Genomic DNA, 17,482 nt, shown 5'->3' with positions numbered 1-17,482 from the left:
ACAAAAGACTACTTAGATGAACATCAACGGAGTAATCCATTCGAAATGCAGGGCAGCCCACAGCAGAGCCAGCAATACCGCGCCGATGCAGTAACTCATGACTTTGCGGCGGGTCGGCTCCAGATATATATCCAGCGGAATCAAGATCAGAATCAGACCAATCGCAATGATGTTCAGCATAGGCTTATGATAAAAAATCCCCGCTGCATTCAAGGCAACCGCAAGGAGCGTCAGAAGCAGAAAATATTTTCTCATAGCTCCATCATCCCTGTATTTGCCATTATTGTCAAACAAAAAAAATAGCCCATTGCGGGCAAGAAAAAGACAGCTGTATAAGCTGGCTATCCTCTAATTCTGTATGAACCGGCCAGAGAGCGGCAGCCTTAGCGGATAGTCACACTCTTCTTAACAGCCTTCGCATCCAAATTCTTATTGACGAGCGCAGGCAGCATCTTCATGCTCCGGGTCATAGGCGAATTGCATTGCCAGCAGGTCGGCACATGTTGGAAGGCAAAATTGTCGCGTATCCATCCGGTGCATTCTTCCTTGGTGCAGGACCAGATGGCCGTCTCTTCCTGTGGAAGATCTACTACCGCTTTTTTACGAAAATACATAAGTACCCCTCCTAATAGCTTGGTTAGTGCGTCCTACGGACGGTCATGGCAGAACGGAAGCTACTCCTCTACTACCTGGCCACAAAAAAAACTACCCTCAACTGATGTTAAGGGCAGCTTATTTGTGATATTACAGTTTTACAACGTTTTCAGCCTGTGGTCCACGAGCGCCTTGAGTTACGTTGAACTCAACGCGTTGGCCTTCGTCCAAAGACTTGAAGCCTTCGCCAGTGATTGCGGAGAAGTGTACGAATACGTCGCTTCCGCCTTCAACCTCGATAAAACCGAAACCTTTGTCTGCGTTGAACCATTTTACTGTACCTGTTTGCATGATATTACCTCCAAAGTTTATTTAACACATGTCCTTTTATTCCTACGTATTGTACGAACAAATAAAAATTCACACATTGGAAAAGGATTCATACACAAATGATAACCTTTTACAATATGTGAATTAAGGGTTAAATTTATGATTGACTTTATTGTAGCACATCAATCCCCCAAATGCAAAGCATTATTGCCAAATACCCAAAATAAATTTTAAATTTTAGAGAAGCCTTGCCGGACGCACGGGTTCTTGGCATCAGCCATGCGCCTCCGGCTACAGGATTCAGTCGATATATCCGGCCAGTCCCTTGTCCATCAGGTAATCCATTTCCGCATCCAGAATGGTCTCCACCGTAAGCTCGTCCAGCTTCACATCGCGCTGCGCAGTCACGTAGTCGACCAGATCATCATTATCGATATCAATTTCGCCTTTGGCATTGGCCTTGGCCTTATTGATGAACGTCTGCTCATGCTTCAGCACCAGCCGGATAACAGCCGGGGCCACCTTCGTCTGGGCAGACAATACCTCCACCAGTTCCTGCTCGTTCACTTCATTACTCATCTTCGTTCGTCAGCTCCTTGGATTCTATGAATCCTGATTGTACCACAAGTCCCCTTCGGGCGCGCAGCCTCATCTCCACCAGGGAATAACCGGATATCCGGCAGCCCCTGCGGTTACAGTCTCCCCGATTCTCGGCGTGGCCAGCCGTACCCCTCTCAGCGCCGCAGCAGCCGAGACCCGTTCTGCCGGGTCGGTCCAGTCATGCATCGACAGGGTAAATGCGCCCCAATGGATGGGAATCAGCAGACCTCCCTGCACATCAATGTGCGCCTCGACAGTCTGTTCCGGCAGCATATGGATATCCGCCCAGCGCGGATCGTATTGGCCGCATTCCATCAGCGTGAGATCGAAGGGGCCATAAGTGCGCCCGATCTCGGCAAAATGCGGGCCATACCCGCTGTCTCCGCTGAAGAAGACCTTAGTCTTCTCCCCTTGAATAATCCAGGAGCACCACAGCGTGGTGTTGCGGTCCAGCAGACTCCGCCCTGAGAAATGCCGCGCTGGAGCACAAGTGAAGCTTACCCCTTCATAGGTAAGCGTATCGCCCCAGTCCTGCTCGCGAATCTTGTCGGCGGCCACCCCCCAGCGGCGCAGATGGGCGCCGACACCCAGCGGTACAATGAACAGGCCTACCTTATCCTTCAGCTGGCGGATGGTTCCATAGTCCAGATGATCATAATGATCATGGGAGAGCAGAACCATATCCAGCCGCGGCAGAAGAGCCGCCTCCAGCGGAAGCTGCTTGCTGTAGCGGCGGCCGCCGAGGAACGGAAACGGTGACGGTGCATGGCCCAGCATAGGGTCAAGGAACAGGGTCAGACCGTCCATCTCCAGCAGTACCGCTGAATGCCCGAACCAGGTTACCCGGGTGTCGCGGCCCTGTCCAATAGAGGACGGTAACAGCGGCTGCGGCTGCAGAGGCTCAGCCGGTCTGGAGTGGGGATTGCCCTTAATAAAATCCCTCAGAATGGAGAGTCCGCTGCTTCCGGCCTTCTCGCCGCTCAGGTCTGCAGTCTGCGGATAAGCAAATTTGCCCTTGCTGTATTGGGCGGAACGGAGGTTACGGGCCTTCTCCTGCGTCCCGGCCCTCCGCCCGAACGCCGGATAGACGGTCATGATAAGATACGCAGCGGCAACCACTGCAAGCAGGATGGAAGCAATAATAATCAGGGTCATGCGGTAATCCTTCTTTCTGCGGGTTCGTGCAAATCTCCTATTTCGCCTGGCCCAGCTTGCGGGCAACGATGAGAATAAGCAGCAGCGAGACTGCAATAATGATGGCATTGAAGCCCCAGCGGCCCTGAAGCCACCAGCTTGTGCCGGGCGGATCTGCTGCCGTTACCGGTACCCGGGTCTCTGCACCCAGCGCGGCCTGTACAAGCTTCTCCCCGCCGATCCGGTCTTTGAAATTAATAATATCATACTGCGGAGCAGTTGCCAGTGTGTTGCCATAGAGCAGGGAATACGGCGTCTTCTCCCCACCCGCAAATACAAGCCGGTCTACCAGATACTCTATCTTAATACCAGTGATGGAGATAGGGGCATCATCCAGATTGTAGATAACCACGCGCAGGCTATTAGAGGAGACTGGGGCCTCTGGCTGAATCTCCGTCCGGGAGATCCGGGTATCCTTGAAGTCCAGCCGGTACAGCTCCCCGCTTCCGGTGACCGGTATCTTGATCCCCGCACTGTCATACAGCTCATAGCGCCGCAGGAAATTCCCGGTGCTGCCGAGCATCACCTTCCCGATTTTCAGCCGGTCCGTGTTGCTTATCATGATCTCGGTACGGTTCTCCACCTGCTTAATCTCTGTCTGCGGCGTCTTCTGCCGCATGAATGCAGCCGTGCTCCACTCCCTGCTGCTGTCCACCAGCGTCAGGCCGGGGAACTCCAGCCCTTCCGGGTTGTTCTTCACTACAAGCCGGTAATAACCGAATTTGTAGCTGCGCTCCAGCGTAATGCTGTCTGCACTTAACCCGTTCGTGGCATACAGATCTCCTGTGCCGAGCTGCTCCCAGGCCTGCCCGTCATAGCCGCCCCACACCTCCACATGCTTCAAGAAGGATTCTGCGGGCAATTCGAACACCAGGCGGCTCCCCTGAATATCGACATCCTCGGCAAGCGGCTTAATCTGATAATCCAGCAGGGTATCCGTTCCTCTCACTGCCTTGTGGATCAGGGCTGAGGAGTAGACGACACTATGCTCCTCTACCGTCTCTGCTCCGCTCTCTATATAATAAGGAACCGTAGCACCAGTGTTGTCCTGTATGCGCAGATCACGCAAGTCCTCTGCGGCCGAGCGGTACACCGCTTCATCCAGATACAATTCATAGTACGGAGCCGCCTCCGGGACGGAGATATCACGCGAGAGCTTCCATTGCCCGCCGTCCGTCTTCTCCGCTCTGCCGGATGCCGCTGCCGCACTGTGCGCGGGGATGGTGCCGGAACCCAGCACGAGTCCACTCAATACAGCGAGCAGCACAGCCGCCCTAGCTCTCCGGCCTGTCTTGTTCAGCAAGCGCATAAGCTTCCTCCATTCTGACTGTTATCCGCTGGTAGAGGTAGGATATCCCCAGCAGGCAGAGTCCGAAGCTGAAATAAGCGATGATCTTGCTGCCGGTATTCAGCAGAGTCAAGTCATAGAGCAGCAGCTTGCCGGTTGCCAAGAGGGACAGCGCGAGTCCGAAACGGCGGATATACAGATATCTTTTCCAGAAGCCGTACATAATGAACAGCACGGCCAGCAGCAGATAGAGCAGACTGAAGGCCAGCCCGCCGTCACGCACCTGCATCTGAACCCCCAGGAATGCCGTAACCATCACCAGCAGATAGATGCCCATAGCTACCGGATACAGCTCTATATTCTTATAATCGTGCAGCAGCGTTGTCCGCAGCAGCCTTGCACTGCTGAACCATACGAACACGTTGAATAGAATCAGCACACCCAGCGCCACTACATCGGCTGCAGTGCTGCCGGACCACCCTTCCGGAAGACTGGGCAGACCCAGCGTAATGCCGATACAGACCGCATAGGCAATCCCGTGCAGCACCAGAACCATGATTCGGACCACCTTGTCATACAGAACGTTCACCTTCGGCAGCGCATAAGCCAGTCCAGAGGTTAAGAGACCCGCCAGCAGCAGCTTGTAAAAAGCATTGTGCGCCATATCCTCCGGCACCATCCAGTCATACAGGCGTAATGCTTCATACAACACATACCCGTAGAAATTAACGATAGCCGCATATTTGAACCAGACGGTAGCCTGCACCTCCGCAGGCGTACTGCGGAGCAGCGTCTCCTGAATTGAATAACGGATGGCATATAATAAGGCTACAATCACCATTCCCGCCGTAATAAATGTATATTTCAGATCGAAATAGGAGTTCGTGTAGTAGATGACCGCATTATAATCCGAGAGCTGCAGCAGAACGTCGAATCCGAAGAAGGTCAGCAGACAGAGGGAAAGGATGCCCCAGCCTGCGCGTTTTACCATTTTGAAGCGGTACAGATGTCCGTAGACCGTAAGCGCCACGCCTTCCACCAGCCAGCCGATCGACCACCACGCCGCTCCCAGCTGGAACGGAATCATCAGGATCGCGAAGGTCAGCGAGGTGACATAGAAGAGCAGACGGCTCTCGCGTTCCTGCGGCATCTGCTTCTCCAGCAGCACGCCAAGCCCCAGATACATGAGGCAGAAGGCCAGCGCCAGCGCGCCTTTGAATTCATCCAGCCCGGCATTCAGGAACAGAAGATACAGCGTTATGCAGCTAACGAGCGTGTTACAGCCCAGCAGGCCGAAGTCCAGCCAGTTAAGCTTCGTCTTGAACCTGAACGGATACCACAGTGTAATCCCCAGATACATGGCGAAGGTCAACACAACGCAGAGAATGCCCACAGTGTAGCTGTCTGCCAGATAAATCAGCACCAGGATAGACGGTGCATTGAACAGGAAGCTGATGTAATTGACGACCACCCAGCGCTTGCGCAGAGAGATCAGCAGAATCAGCAGGTTCAGCACGAACAGATAACCTATCGCCGCATACACTGCACTGCCCTCCAGCCCGAAGGCTCCCATATAAGAGAAGAGCGGCAGATAGCCCCCCACAAGCCCCATGGAACAGATCGTCCGTGACTCATAGCGCAGCGACAGCAGCACAGCGGACAGCGTGACCAGCACCGACAGGCCGATCCCGGCCCATAACCCGATAATCTCCAGCAGAAAATAACTGTAAAATATCGAGCCGTACAGCACCGATATCCCGCCGCCAATCAGCCCCAGAGCGAAGGCTCCCCGCCCCTTGCGGAACAGCCACTCCCCGCCCGCCAGCATGACTGCGCCCAGCAGGAAGAAGGCGCTGCCCTTCATATAATCATTGAACCAGGTGGAGTAGGTGTATCTGAACCCGGCGCCCACTGCCAGGATCAGCAGCAGAATCCCCAGGCGGTTGATCCAGTTCAGGCCGATCTTCATTTCGATCCGGTTCTGCTTGCGGCGGCGCAGCAGGGTCTCCTCGTCAACCCCTTCAGCAGCCAAATCATCCAGTCCGCTGTCCATTGTCCCCCTGAGCGAACGCTCTGCTTCCTGCTGCCATTGTCTGCGCAGCAGAATACTCTCATTCAGCTTCGCCTGCACCTCATCCAATATATAAGTGATCTGGGTCTTCTCCTGGCCCAGCTCGCGGGCCCCGATATTGTACATCTCCTCTATACGCCGCTTGGCGTCCTGCTCGAAGGATGTCAGCCGGTCAAGATACGCATGATCCCGTGAGGCAAAATAAGTCTGCAGCTTCTGCCGCGATACCCGGAGAATACCCAGCTTCTCATCCAGAATCTGCTCCGCCAGCGCAGTCCGCAGCTCCGAGTTGTCGCGCTCAAGCCCCGCAGCCTGAGCCTTCAGCTCCGCCAGGCTCTGCCTGTTCGCCCCATTTTCCCGTCTTAATACTTCGTTCTCGCGGACAAGATCACTGCTCTCATATTCTTCAATTAAAGACTGGTATTCCTTCAAAAGCCCGTCCTGCTGCTGCTGCACAGCCCTCATCCGATCTCTGAAATCCTCCATAGCTTCCCCCCAGTATCTGCTAATCGGCAAATTGTTAATCTATTGATATTACTATATTTCTAATTACCACCACAGACCTTACAGAAATCACACCGCTTAGTTAAGATCCTGTCACATTTTTGTCTTGGCAGACGTTATAGGTTTATTATTGTTGTATATTCGGGAGATGGGGAGAATCGGACATTGAAGCTAAACCTGCACAAACCGCAAACACGTTATATCCTCATCCTGCTGCTGCTGGTGGTGGTCTTCCTGCCTGTGCCTTTTAGACATAAAGCCCTGACCAAGCTTAGCATTACCGGCCTTGACGGAGTCGAATTCAAGACAGATGCCTATGCACTGACCGCAGACCATAAGCTGATGATGGATAAAGACCTCGCTGAACGGATTCTTAATGCGCGTATCGGCTGGGAGAAGGAGGCTCCGCTTCCCAAGGGTGTGTACTACAAGGATCATGTGGCGGTACTCATGTATCACCATCTGGCGGAAACGCCGTTAACGCTCTATCCAGGCGTATTACCCGCCGCACAGTTTGATGAGCAGATGCAGCTCCTGAAGCAGGAGGGCTTCCAGGTCATTACGATGAAGCAGTACCGGGAATTCATGCTGGACCGCGCGCCGGTTCCCGATAATGCGGTTCTATTGACCTTCGATGACGGCTATGAGAGCTTTTATAAGCTGGCGTTCCCCATTCTGCAAAAGTACGGCTACACCGCAGTGAACTTTGTCATTGTCTCCGATGTCGATCACCCCGGTAAGCACCAGGTGCCCAAGCTGACCTGGGAGCAGATGCGGGAGATGAAGCGCGCTGGAATGGACTTTTATAATCATACGTATAACTTGCATTATTATGCAGTTGTTGATGCAGAGGGCGGCACCCGCCCGGCGGCGAGCTCCTTGCTGTACATTCATGACGAGAACCGGAATGAGCTGAATGAAGAATACTACAGAAGAGTAACCGGGGACCTGGCTCATGCTGAGCGCAGGCTGAAAGAAGAATTGGGCAATACGGATTCGGCTATCGCTTTCCCTTACGGCTCCTATAACGAAAAGCTGCTGGAAATCTGCGATTCCCTCGGCATCCATCTGAAATTCAATATCGGGCTGGGCCTCGGCTCCAGAACCACGCTGAACGCTCCACGAATCAACGAAGGGAACCGGACACTCACCCCAGAGCTGTCCATCCAGCAGCTGAAGCAATTCGAGCCGCCGATGATTCTGACCGTGAACGGGAGGAAGGTTCTCCTTACCGGAACTCCGCCGGTGCTGCGGCACGGGAAAGTTATGATCCCGCTGGATGCGCTATGCTCCGAGCTGGGCGTAGCGATTCATTACGACCGCAGCAGCGCGGTCCTGAAGCTGACGCCTACCCCTTAGCCGCCTGACGTACCATAGGCTCGCGGCCTAAGGTTACCCGGTTCTTCCCCATGGCCTTGGACAGGTAGAGCGCCTCGTCCGCCTCGCGGTACAGATCCTCGAAGGTCACATCTGTGCGATCCGTAAAAGCAATGCCGATGCTCACCGTGAGCTGGATGTGATGCCCTCCATCCAGCTCAACGATGTGCTCGCCCATTGCGGTGCGGAAGCTCTCCGCCTCCAGCAAGGCCGCAGCTTCGCTGCCGGCGAAGAAACAGACGGCGAACTCTTCGCCGCCTACGCGCCCGGCAATCCCTTTGTTATGGTATACCTGCATAATCTTGCCCGACAAATCCACCAGCGCCTGGTCACCGGCCATATGCCCATATGTATCATTGATTAATTTGAAATCATCGATGTCGAACAGCAGCAAGGCCATTCCTGCACCGATCTCCGCGGAATAATTCTGCACCAGCCTCATGAAGTGCCTGCGGTTGTACAGCCCGGTGAGATCATCTACCGTGGCCTGATGCAGCAGCTCCCGCTCATACCTCTTCTTCTCACTAAGATCACTGAATACCAGCAGCATCCCCGCCCCCTTCGCCCGGGCCTGTTCTGTGGCGATGAGCGCAAGCCCATAGCAGGAGCCGTTCCGGCCGGGAGGCTCAATCTCGAACTGGCCTTCCCGCCGCTCCGCGTAACAGGCCGAGAGCTGCCCGTGCTGCCTTAGCAGCGGCTGAATGCTTGTGCCCATCCAGCTCTCCGGCTTCTCCTCCAGCAGCTCGGAGAGCATGGCGCCCGCCGCCTCATTCACATCCATTATGTAATCGTAGCGGTCCGTCAGGACGATGCCGTCCTTCATATTCTCGAAGATCTTATTCTTAGCCAGCGGATACAAGGACAGTCTGGGATCGCGGAACAAGGTGAGGTAGGCGGCCACGATGGGCGGCAGGTAGGTGAATGCCGTGAAGCCTGTAATCGTAATCCGCAGCAGCGGAAGCAGGAACACCGCCAGGACCGGAACCAGCAGACTGATTAACAGCAGCGCATTATGGCGGAAATAATATTTGGTTCCGTTCAGGAGAGAGATCGCCAGCAGATACACTGCATACAGTGCGAATAACTGATCATATGCGATGAAGATCATGCTTAACACCGTGGGCTTCAGGGCGATTCCGGTGACACCCGCCACCGTAGCCAATCCGACTTCGCTGCGCATCAGATGATGATAGGAATCCGTGAAGATCAGGAGCACATCCGCCGCCACGGGGATACACATGTAAATAAGCCTCTTGGACAACCCCTCAGAGGAACGGGACACATACTCTTTAATCACCGCATAGGTAAAGATCGCACTCAAAAAAAGCGGGCCTTGCTGCACATTTTTCCACCATAGCTTCGCTTCAAAGGAACCGGATAGAATCTCTCCGGCCGTAGCCGCGAAGATCATGCTGACCAGCAGCATCAATATCCATAAATAGCATCTTCCTGGTGTATGGCGGTGCTTGTAAGAACCGATGCCCATGTAGAGACTTAGAACGCTGCCCATTACCAAGTAGAACGGATAACCCTGCATCCACGGCATGTCATATTTCTCCTATTTTTGAGATTGATTTGCCTTATTATATCCTACTCTTTCGCACAAATGAATCATTCTGACAAAAGTAAGCAAAACAAAGAGGATACTCCTTCACCATCTGCATGGATGCGGGAATATCCTCTATAGGAATACCATTATTTCTTCTGAGCGAGACGTTGTTTGAACTTGTCAACGCGGCCGCCAGTTTCAGTATCTCTTTGTTTACCTGTGTAGAACGGGTGGGATGCAGAGCTGGAGTCTACACGGATCACCGGGTAAGAGTTGCCGTCTTCCCATTCCATAGTTTCACCGGATGATTTGGTGGATGAGCTAAGGAATTTGTAGCCTACGCTAGCATCGAAGAAAATAACCTGGTTGAACTTAGGGTGTATGCCTTGTTTCATTGTAGTAACCTCCTTTCCGTACTAATACAACTAATGAAGAAGTATTAAAGCCATCTCTTGGTCTATTTAAAAAATCCGGTTAGACAAAGGGAGATGCGTAAATCTTCCGATTTTTACACGCCATACTATCATACGTGAAATGAGCCGCTGAGTCAAGAGCCTGTCCTAGAGCGATTTCACCATTCCGCCGTCGATCAGCAGGGACTATACATCGTATTCCAGTTCCTTTTTGGCCTGGACAATGAAATCCAGCGGATTCTCGATGGTGTCCGCCGCATATTCCACTGCACCGATCTTCAGCCCCAGGGTAACCTTGTACTTGCCGGAGAACTCCGAGTCATTTAATTCCTGCAGCCGCTGTTTAATCCGCTCAATGACAATCTTGGCCCCTTCCCGGTCCGTGAAGAGCAAGAGGCCCCAGGTTGCATCCTCCTTGTCCAGCAGATACAGCGCGTCATTGGTACGGATGCTCGACTGGCTGAGCTGGGAGACATCGTAGATCGCCTCAGACAGCTGCTCCTCCGGGATCAGGCGGCGGATCTCATTCCAGTACTTCACCTTCACCACAAGCAGCGTCAGCGGGATTTTATAACGGACTGAGATTCCAGTGAACAGGCTGGCATCCTTCTGAAAAGAAATGCTGTTGCGCAGATCCGTATTCTCGTCCACCGCAGCCAGATTATTCGTGCGCTTCAGCAGCCGTTCATTCTCCGCCTGCAGCTCACGGGTGCTTGAGGTGAAGACCCACAGCACCACCGTAAGCAACGGAGTCATAATCAGCCAGAAATACGTCTCTACACCGATCGATGCGCCTTGGGAGACCGTCTGATAGACCACGAAGAAGCCGTAGCCGAAGACAAACGCCAGATTCAGCGTCAGGCCCGCCGTGACCGTGGTGAAATACGTGACCAGCGCCAGGATGAACGATACATTTAGAATAATAATGTTCTGAACGTAGTTATCCGGTGAGCCCGCAATATATACGATGCAGGCGAAGATCAGGACCAGAAAGGCCAGGAAGCCTAAGTCCGAGGTTAGACTGCTGCGGTTACGTCTCACGCTTGATCACCACGTTTCTTCTTATGTTTGCGCAGCATCAGAATCAGCGCCACGACCACCAGCGTCACGATCATCACCGCTGCGGTCACGAAGCCCAGCACATCACTGCGCTCCATCACCCGCGAGACCAGAGAGTCCGGCGCAGCGCCGGAGACTGTCTTGAAGCGGTAGGCATTTACCGTGCCGTCCTTATCCGCTACAACGCCGTCACCGTACACCCTCCACCTGTCCTTCTCGCTCCCGATCAGCTTGGAGACTACGAAGTAGCTCTCGGAGCTGACCGCAGTCACCGCAAGCAGGCCCCGTCCGCTCTCGTAAGGGGATTCCAGGAGCTGGAGCGTGCCGATGCCGGCTCCGTACTGCTCATCCAGGGCCATTTTCTCATTGGAGAGGAAGGCCAGACCCTCTTTGTTATACTTGAAGAAGAGCTTGCCGTTGTTGTCACGGATTACCTTATTATTCTTATAGCTCCCGATCGCAATAATATTGTTGTCCTTCAGGTTATCCGCTGCGGCGTTATCGCTGTAAAAGTGGACATCACCGGTATTTCCTCCGGCAAACTGCCCGAGCATATTGAAGACATTCCCGAGGCTCCGGTAGGTGTAATCATCCTTCTCCTTCGGCAGCACCACCGCCACACGGTTGAAGATGCCGTCCCGCAGGAACGGATAAGGGTAATTGCTCAGCAAAAGGTCAGTGCGGTCCTTCGTGTTCAGGCGCATCAGGGATTCCTTGCTGATATAGGCCCACGGCATCTCCTCTTTGTTCGGTGTACAGAGCATGCTCGCAAGCTCCAGATCAAAGGCCACCGTCACGGTGAAGTTGCCGGAGATATTCAGGCTCTGCGGCACATTCAGATTCAGCACATCGCCGTTCGCCAGCTCCTTCGTCAGCTTCTTGCTGCCGATGGGCGTATTATTGATGCTCACCGTCACCAGGGAACGGTTGAAGTCCAGATTCGCCGCATACCGGAAATCGAGGCTGATTCTGCCGTCATCCGCAATGGAGCGGTTGGACGGGAGAGAGACGAAATACGTCTGCTCCTGATGATTCGGCCCGGTGAGCTTGTCCCCCGTCTCCGTGAACGTAATGTTCGAGCTGATGGCCGGCGCAGGGTTGACTACATCGGTAGCATTAGTAACAACCTTCAGATCCTTGCGGAGCTGGCTCATCAGCTCCCGGCTTGCCATCAGCCGTCCGGCCTTGATCAGCAGGCTCTCGTCCTTGGAGGTCACGACCAGCGTAGGCAGGGAATCCTTATTGACCAGCTGAATGACCGCATGGGTGCCGAGATCGTCCGCCGTACTTACCAGCTTCTTCACTCGTTCCGGCAGATGATCATACGTAGCTACCAGCACTACTGCACTCTTGTCCTTGACGGTATCCTCGCGGTAAGGCAGCAGCGGAATGGTTCTGTCGTTCAATGTGTTGCCTTTGGCGAATCCCGAGAGGGCGTAGGCAGCGCTCTCCAGCTCTGCCCCGCTGGCGTTCTGCGGCACGGCGAGCAGGCTTTGCTCATTTTTCACCGTATCCATTCCTGAGAATCTGGCACTGAAATCCTGAATGCCTCCAGTAATGGGCTTCGGCGTATAATTCACAGCAATGTTCGAGGTGTTGAACAGATGCAGCCAGCTGTCCTGCATATCATCGATATTACACAGCTCATAGCCGCCCGTCGTGGTTCTTAAGCTCCCCTGTATCCGCAGCGTATTGCTGCCCTTCGTCAGGAACCCTTTGGGCGCTTCCACGCTCAGGCTCTGCTGCCCGTTATTGTCCAGGGACGGCCGGAAGGAATAGAACGGAATACCGTTCAGCAACAGTGTTACGCTCGACAGCTTATCCTCACTGATCTGTGAGGTCTGGAATTGCAGATTGATCATCACCTTATCTACATTCCAGTAATCCATCACTGTGAAGAACTGCTGCTGGGAGCTTGAGCCCCTCAGCGAGACATCGCTGGTGAACAGCGTCTCATACGTTGCTCCGGCTTCACCGGGAAGCACCGCCGCCTGCGCCGCAGGGATTTGAACCAGGAAGAGGGAGAGGCAGAGCAGCACTGTTAGGATCTGTTTTTTCATCATGTTCCGTATCTCCTGTATATCTTATTTCTGGACCTCCGGCGCACTAGTAACGCTCGGTTTTGTACCACTTGGCTTCCCGTTTGAAAATAACGTCTTTGAAATAGTTGTACAGCCCGTAAGCGGCCACTACCATCCAGAGCTGGCAATACGAGACGTACATCAGCAGAATGATCCACAGGTTCGACAGGCTCATCTCGCCCTTCTCTGTGGTCAGGGTAACGAAGATCCCCACCACGAAGAGCACAATGGCGAGCAGCCACAGGAAGCTGCTGAGTCCGGCGATAGTCGTATGTACATACCCCATGGCATGCAGCACAAGCAGAATATCCGAGGTGACCAGCGAGATCAGCAGCAGGAAGTAGATGGAGACATAATACAGAATATCGAAGCGGATCTTCGCCGCCTTCCGGTCGATGAGGAGCGGAAGGTTCTTCACAATGACATAGATGTTACCCTTCGCCCAGCGTGTCCGCTGCTTGAACCATACCTTCACCGTCTGCGGCTCCTGCTCCCAGGTGACCGACTTCGGCTGGAATTTGATCCGGTAGCCCATCATATAGATGCGGAAGCTGATCTCCGTATCCTCGGCAATCGCCTTCACATCCCAGCCGCCGATGCTCTCGACAATGCTCCGGCGCATAATGAAGTTCGTTCCCGGAATCGTGCAGAGCTTGAACAGCTTCCAGCGCCCCGCCTGCGCCATCCACTGGAAGGACAGCGTCTCAATATTAATGAACCGGGTCAGCAGGCTGGCATCCCGGTTGCGGGTTCTGAACTTGCCGATGACCGCCCCCAGGGAGGCATCATTCATAATCTCTGCCACCAGATATTTCAGCGCCGTGCGCTCCGGCGTATTGTCGGCATCATAGATCGCGATCAGCTCCCCGCTGCTGCGGGTGAAGCCGATGTTCAGCGCATTGGATTTCCCTTTGCCGCCTGTGACGGCGTCCGTATTGATAATGATCAGCTTGCGCTGCGGATTCCGCTCCTGGATAGCGGCCAGCAGCTCGGCGCTGTTGTCTGACGAATTATCGTTGATGACGATAATCTCATAGCGGTCATGCGGGTAATCTAGTGCCAGCAGGGATTCCACGGTTTTACTGATGACAACCCCCTCATTGTGAGCAGGAACCATAATCGTCACCATGGGATGCTCCCCGGTAATCTCCGGCACCGGTTCGTTTTCCGTTTGAATGTAGTACAGATAGCCCGCTATAATCAGCATCACATTCACCAGCAGCAGGGACCAGATACAGATGACCGCGATCACCATCAATACGTCTGAGATCGTCATAGTATTCTCCTAAACTCGCTATATTTTTCCGGGATTACTTGTTCAAATATTTCCTGCGGTACAGCCTGTAGCCGATAGTGAGCAGGCCGCCGAACAAGAGCAGTGCAGCCAGGATCACGATGATGAAGAATTGATTCTGCACGCTGAACAGCCGGTTGAAGCTCGTCGCCTGCTTCTCCTTGTACTGGAAATCAACGGCGACCTTCTGCGGGGTATAATCGACATCCAGTATGTTGCCATCCATGCGGATCACCCCGTCAGCAGACTCAAGGCTGTGCTTATCGGTGCGGACCGTATGGGCCTCCTGCTTATAGTCTGCGAAGGTATACCATTCCGCATTCATATTCTGCAGAAGTTCCTCCAGTCCGTGCTCATCCTCCGGCAGATCCAGCGTTACCGCCGTATTCAGCGGAAGCTCCGGCATCGCCTTGCCTGTTCTGCCAATCCCCTGCAGCAGCTCCGGAGGCAGACTGTACAGAGAGGAAGAGAAGGCCACTGAAGTGTCAGTCTGTTCCATATAGTGAGTCTCTCCATCCGGGAAAAGCACCGCCGAATTGAAGAACCCCATGCCTGCGGCAGAATACTCCTTGTCATACGTCCAGTAGCTCTCGGCAGCAACGCCGAGCGGTGCCACGCCCCCCTCCGCCAGCACATTAATGAACTGATTCATCTTCCCGCGCAGCGACCGGTCATTCGAATTGATCGGCGGTCTGACCGCAGGGGCATTGACAATGATGCTGCCGTTGCGGGACTGGACGGCTCTGAGCGCCTCCAGATACCGCTTCATGGCGGGGAAATCGGTATTTGCGAATACCGGACGGACACTCGCGATGAAGGGAATACCGCTTGTATAGAGGCGGTCAGCCAGCTGCTCCAGCAGATTCAGATCCGAGAAGGGATAGATCTCCTTGATGACCAGATACATTTGCGGCTGCGCGGTATAGTGCAGCCAATCCTTCAGCACATAGGCCGCTGCTATGGCTGTGAAATCGCCCTGCTTCAGATAAGGCAGGTAGGCGGAGCGGCCGCTGCTTACCGCAAACGGCACTTGTGCCCCCCCGTCTGATGAGGACCACGTTCCATAAGAACGCCCTGCGGCCGAAGCGGTTATATAGGGCATCCCTTCGGCCTCCAGCGGAATGCCGGTGAAGCCGCCGATGGAGAGGCTTGCGCCCGCTCTATGCCATACCCCGGTCTTCAGCCGCAGCGTCTGCTGCATCCGGGAAGGCGGTCTATATCCAACATGCAGCATAGCCCCCTTATACCCGGCTGCCTCCTGAAGGTAGGCTTGATTCGTAACCTCAAGCTCATCATTGTTAATTACAGTGATCACGCCAGAATAGCCCTTCATGCCGCCAGGCGCATAAGAGGAAATAGGCTTCAGCGTGACCTGTGCGCTGTAAGCGGCAAGCAGCCGCTGCAGCTCGGCCACATTCCCCTCCTGGCCTGTATTCTTCGCCAGGCTGTCGAACAGCAGCAGAATCCGCTGCGCCGGAGCCGGAGAAGCGGCAGCGGATGCCGGCCCGGCAGAGGGCAGCAGCTCAGCCGTCAATACAAGGAACAGCAGAATGACGATCCCTCTGCGTCTCACATGCCCACCCCTTTATTCAGTGCCGGATATTCCTTGAGCGGCCGTGCAGACGGTGCAGACGGCACCGATCGGCGTGAAGAGATTCCACGGCCGATTACGCTGGCAGCCGTCTGGAAGATAATCAGATCGAAGGCTAGAGTGAACAGGAATTCATGCTTGGCAATATCCGCGTCACCCGCACCGATAATGGAGACTACAATACCTGACAGTCCGACCAGCATCGTAGCCAGAATCACCAGCAGACGCTGCATGCCCCGGAAATCCCGGGTGCGGACAGACCGGGCGAACGATGGCATATAGACCCCTATTGTTACGGCCATCCAGAGAAGAATGAAGGCGAAGGGACGGGGGGCCAGCTTCTCCTTAAGCGTGCTGTACAAGCTGAAGAAATGGCTCTGCGCCCGGAACTCCTTACCTGCGGACTGTTCATAGTTCCCCATAGCCGCCGGCTTAATTTTATAAGCACTCTCAGCAGCCGTGTCCAGAATCGAGCCCAGCTCATTCGGGTGCGAAGCATAATAGGTCAGAATGGAGACAAAGCCGTAACGGCTGTAGAAATTTTTATCCAGCAGCTCGGATTTCACATCCACCGTCCCGTATTGGTCATAGTACGTATTCTCTTTGAGAATCGCGTACTGTTCATTGATCCCGAAGGAATCAAGGGCGATCTCCGGATTCTTGGATTCCATCAGCACCCCGCGCGTCATCGCATGGTACTGGTTAATATTCACGAACTCTTTGGAGATATTAAGATACGTCGCAATTCCGGCGAACATCATCAGACCGGCCGACAGCAGTGTAACCCAGCGGAACAGCTTGTCCCGGCGGATCAGCACCAGCGGAATCGAGAGCAGGGAAATCACCATCCCCACCGGAGCATTCTGCTGCTTGGAGGTAGTCAGGATCAGGGTGCTGATCAACAGGATCGCCAGCATGGCATAATCGTTATATCTCTTCCGGTACAGCAACAGCCAGGAGGCGAACACCAGAATCATGGTCACCATCACCAGGCTCTCGCCGAAGAAGGAGCTGAAATAGTTGGTATAGCCTGTATCCCCGAAAATGAACACCGCAAGCGCCGCGACTGCCATACCCCGCTTAGGTGACATTTTCACCGTGATCGCTTCAACCAGCAAGTAGACTGCGGCAACATACAGCACGGTGTAGATTGCAGCCTGGAAGCGGATATCGAAGACCTCGCGGCTGAAAAACAGCTTGTTGACGAAGATTGCCAGCTTGATGAACAGGGACTGGGAGGAGACCACCATCGTGCTGTTCTCGTTGAAATATTGAAAGATTCCGAACTGCTTCACGAAATAGCCGAAGTACTGGCTGTCATAGTCCGGAGCGTTGAAATACAGGCCGTTGCTATATATAATCCGGTAAAAGTCTCCGTTATCCGCCATGCCGATATAAGGGGAGGTAAACAGCGAAATAGCCGTCACCAGCAGCACGCAGAACGCGGCGGCAAATGCCGGAGTAATCCGAAAGCCAGCTAACGTGATACCGGGCCGGGTCGATGTAAGCTCTAGGTTGTCTATCATTCCGATTCCCC

15 protein-coding genes are annotated in these 17,482 nt (G+C 54.0%); 1 reads left to right on the top strand and 14 read right to left on the bottom strand.

All coding sequences use genetic code 11. The features are described from left to right. Positions 1 to 12: 12 nt before the first annotated feature. The 7 genes from MKX63_RS06110 to MKX63_RS06080 all read right to left on the bottom strand — a co-directional run bounded on the left by MKX63_RS06110 (position 13) and on the right by MKX63_RS06080 (position 6,563). The gene (locus MKX63_RS06110; protein ID WP_341015938.1) at positions 13 to 255 is read right to left on the bottom strand and encodes a hypothetical protein; all 243 of its coding nucleotides are present in this window, start codon (positions 253 to 255) and stop codon (positions 13 to 15) included. A gap of 128 nt (positions 256 to 383) precedes the next feature. Continuing rightward, complete coding sequence (locus tag MKX63_RS06105; RefSeq protein ID WP_341015937.1) at positions 384 to 614, bottom strand: cold-shock protein; 231 nt, start codon at positions 612 to 614, stop codon at positions 384 to 386. Between the two features lie 130 nt (positions 615 to 744). After that, positions 745 to 945 (bottom strand): cold-shock protein, encoded by a 201-nt coding sequence (locus tag MKX63_RS06100; protein ID WP_036722718.1) that lies wholly within the window; start codon positions 943 to 945, stop codon positions 745 to 747. Positions 946 to 1,224: 279 nt separating this feature from the next. After that, positions 1,225 to 1,503, bottom strand: a complete 279-nt coding sequence (locus MKX63_RS06095) for a hypothetical protein (RefSeq protein ID WP_341015936.1) — start codon at positions 1,501 to 1,503, stop codon at positions 1,225 to 1,227. Positions 1,504 to 1,572: 69 nt separating this feature from the next. Further along, a complete protein-coding gene (locus MKX63_RS06090) occupies positions 1,573 to 2,679 on the bottom strand; it encodes an MBL fold metallo-hydrolase (RefSeq protein ID WP_341015934.1) in 1,107 nt (368 codons plus the stop codon). Positions 2,680 to 2,716: 37 nt separating this feature from the next. After that, a complete protein-coding gene (locus MKX63_RS06085; protein ID WP_341015933.1) occupies positions 2,717 to 4,021 on the bottom strand; it encodes a DUF3999 family protein in 1,305 nt (434 codons plus the stop codon). Next, positions 3,993 to 6,563, bottom strand: a complete 2,571-nt coding sequence (locus MKX63_RS06080; RefSeq protein WP_341015931.1) for a DUF2339 domain-containing protein — start codon at positions 6,561 to 6,563, stop codon at positions 3,993 to 3,995. The genes MKX63_RS06085 and MKX63_RS06080 overlap by 29 nt, the downstream gene beginning before the upstream one ends. Positions 6,564 to 6,746: 183 nt before the next feature. Between MKX63_RS06080 and MKX63_RS06075 the strand changes: the two genes are divergently transcribed. Next, a complete protein-coding gene (locus MKX63_RS06075) occupies positions 6,747 to 7,940 on the top strand; it encodes a polysaccharide deacetylase family protein (RefSeq protein WP_341015930.1) in 1,194 nt (397 codons plus the stop codon). Here MKX63_RS06075 and MKX63_RS06070 read toward each other — a convergent pair. The 7 genes from MKX63_RS06070 to wsfD form a co-directional block, all read right to left on the bottom strand. After that, on the bottom strand, positions 7,930 to 9,504 hold the full coding sequence (locus MKX63_RS06070; protein WP_341015928.1) for a sensor domain-containing diguanylate cyclase: 1,575 nt from the start codon (positions 9,502 to 9,504) through the stop codon (positions 7,930 to 7,932). The genes MKX63_RS06075 and MKX63_RS06070 overlap by 11 nt on opposite strands. A gap of 149 nt (positions 9,505 to 9,653) precedes the next feature. Further along, entirely contained in the window at positions 9,654 to 9,902 is a 249-nt protein-coding gene (locus MKX63_RS06065; protein WP_036722727.1) for a type B 50S ribosomal protein L31, read from the bottom strand. 204 nt (positions 9,903 to 10,106) lie between these two features. Beyond that, entirely contained in the window at positions 10,107 to 10,961 is an 855-nt protein-coding gene (locus MKX63_RS06060; RefSeq protein WP_076081509.1) for a diguanylate cyclase domain-containing protein, read from the bottom strand. Further along, on the bottom strand, positions 10,958 to 13,042 hold the full coding sequence (locus MKX63_RS06055; RefSeq protein WP_341015926.1) for a cellulose biosynthesis cyclic di-GMP-binding regulatory protein BcsB: 2,085 nt from the start codon (positions 13,040 to 13,042) through the stop codon (positions 10,958 to 10,960). The genes MKX63_RS06060 and MKX63_RS06055 overlap by 4 nt, the downstream gene beginning before the upstream one ends. 43 nt (positions 13,043 to 13,085) lie before the next feature. Further along, positions 13,086 to 14,336, bottom strand: coding sequence for a glycosyltransferase family 2 protein (locus MKX63_RS06050; RefSeq protein ID WP_341015925.1), 1,251 nt, complete (start codon positions 14,334 to 14,336; stop codon positions 13,086 to 13,088). Between the two features lie 34 nt (positions 14,337 to 14,370). After that, the gene (locus tag MKX63_RS06045; protein WP_341015923.1) at positions 14,371 to 15,927 is read right to left on the bottom strand and encodes a hypothetical protein; all 1,557 of its coding nucleotides are present in this window, start codon (positions 15,925 to 15,927) and stop codon (positions 14,371 to 14,373) included. Next, entirely contained in the window at positions 15,924 to 17,471 is a 1,548-nt protein-coding gene (gene wsfD, locus MKX63_RS06040) for a glycan biosynthesis hexose transferase WsfD (protein ID WP_341015922.1), read from the bottom strand. The genes MKX63_RS06045 and wsfD overlap by 4 nt, the downstream gene beginning before the upstream one ends. Between the last annotated feature and the right edge of the window lie 11 nt (positions 17,472 to 17,482).

The organism is Paenibacillus sp. FSL R7-0179, from assembly GCF_038002265.1.
In the GTDB taxonomy this organism is placed as follows: Bacteria; Bacillota; Bacilli; order Paenibacillales; family Paenibacillaceae; genus Paenibacillus_AQ.
This window is presented reverse-complemented; position numbering and strand designations above follow the sequence as displayed.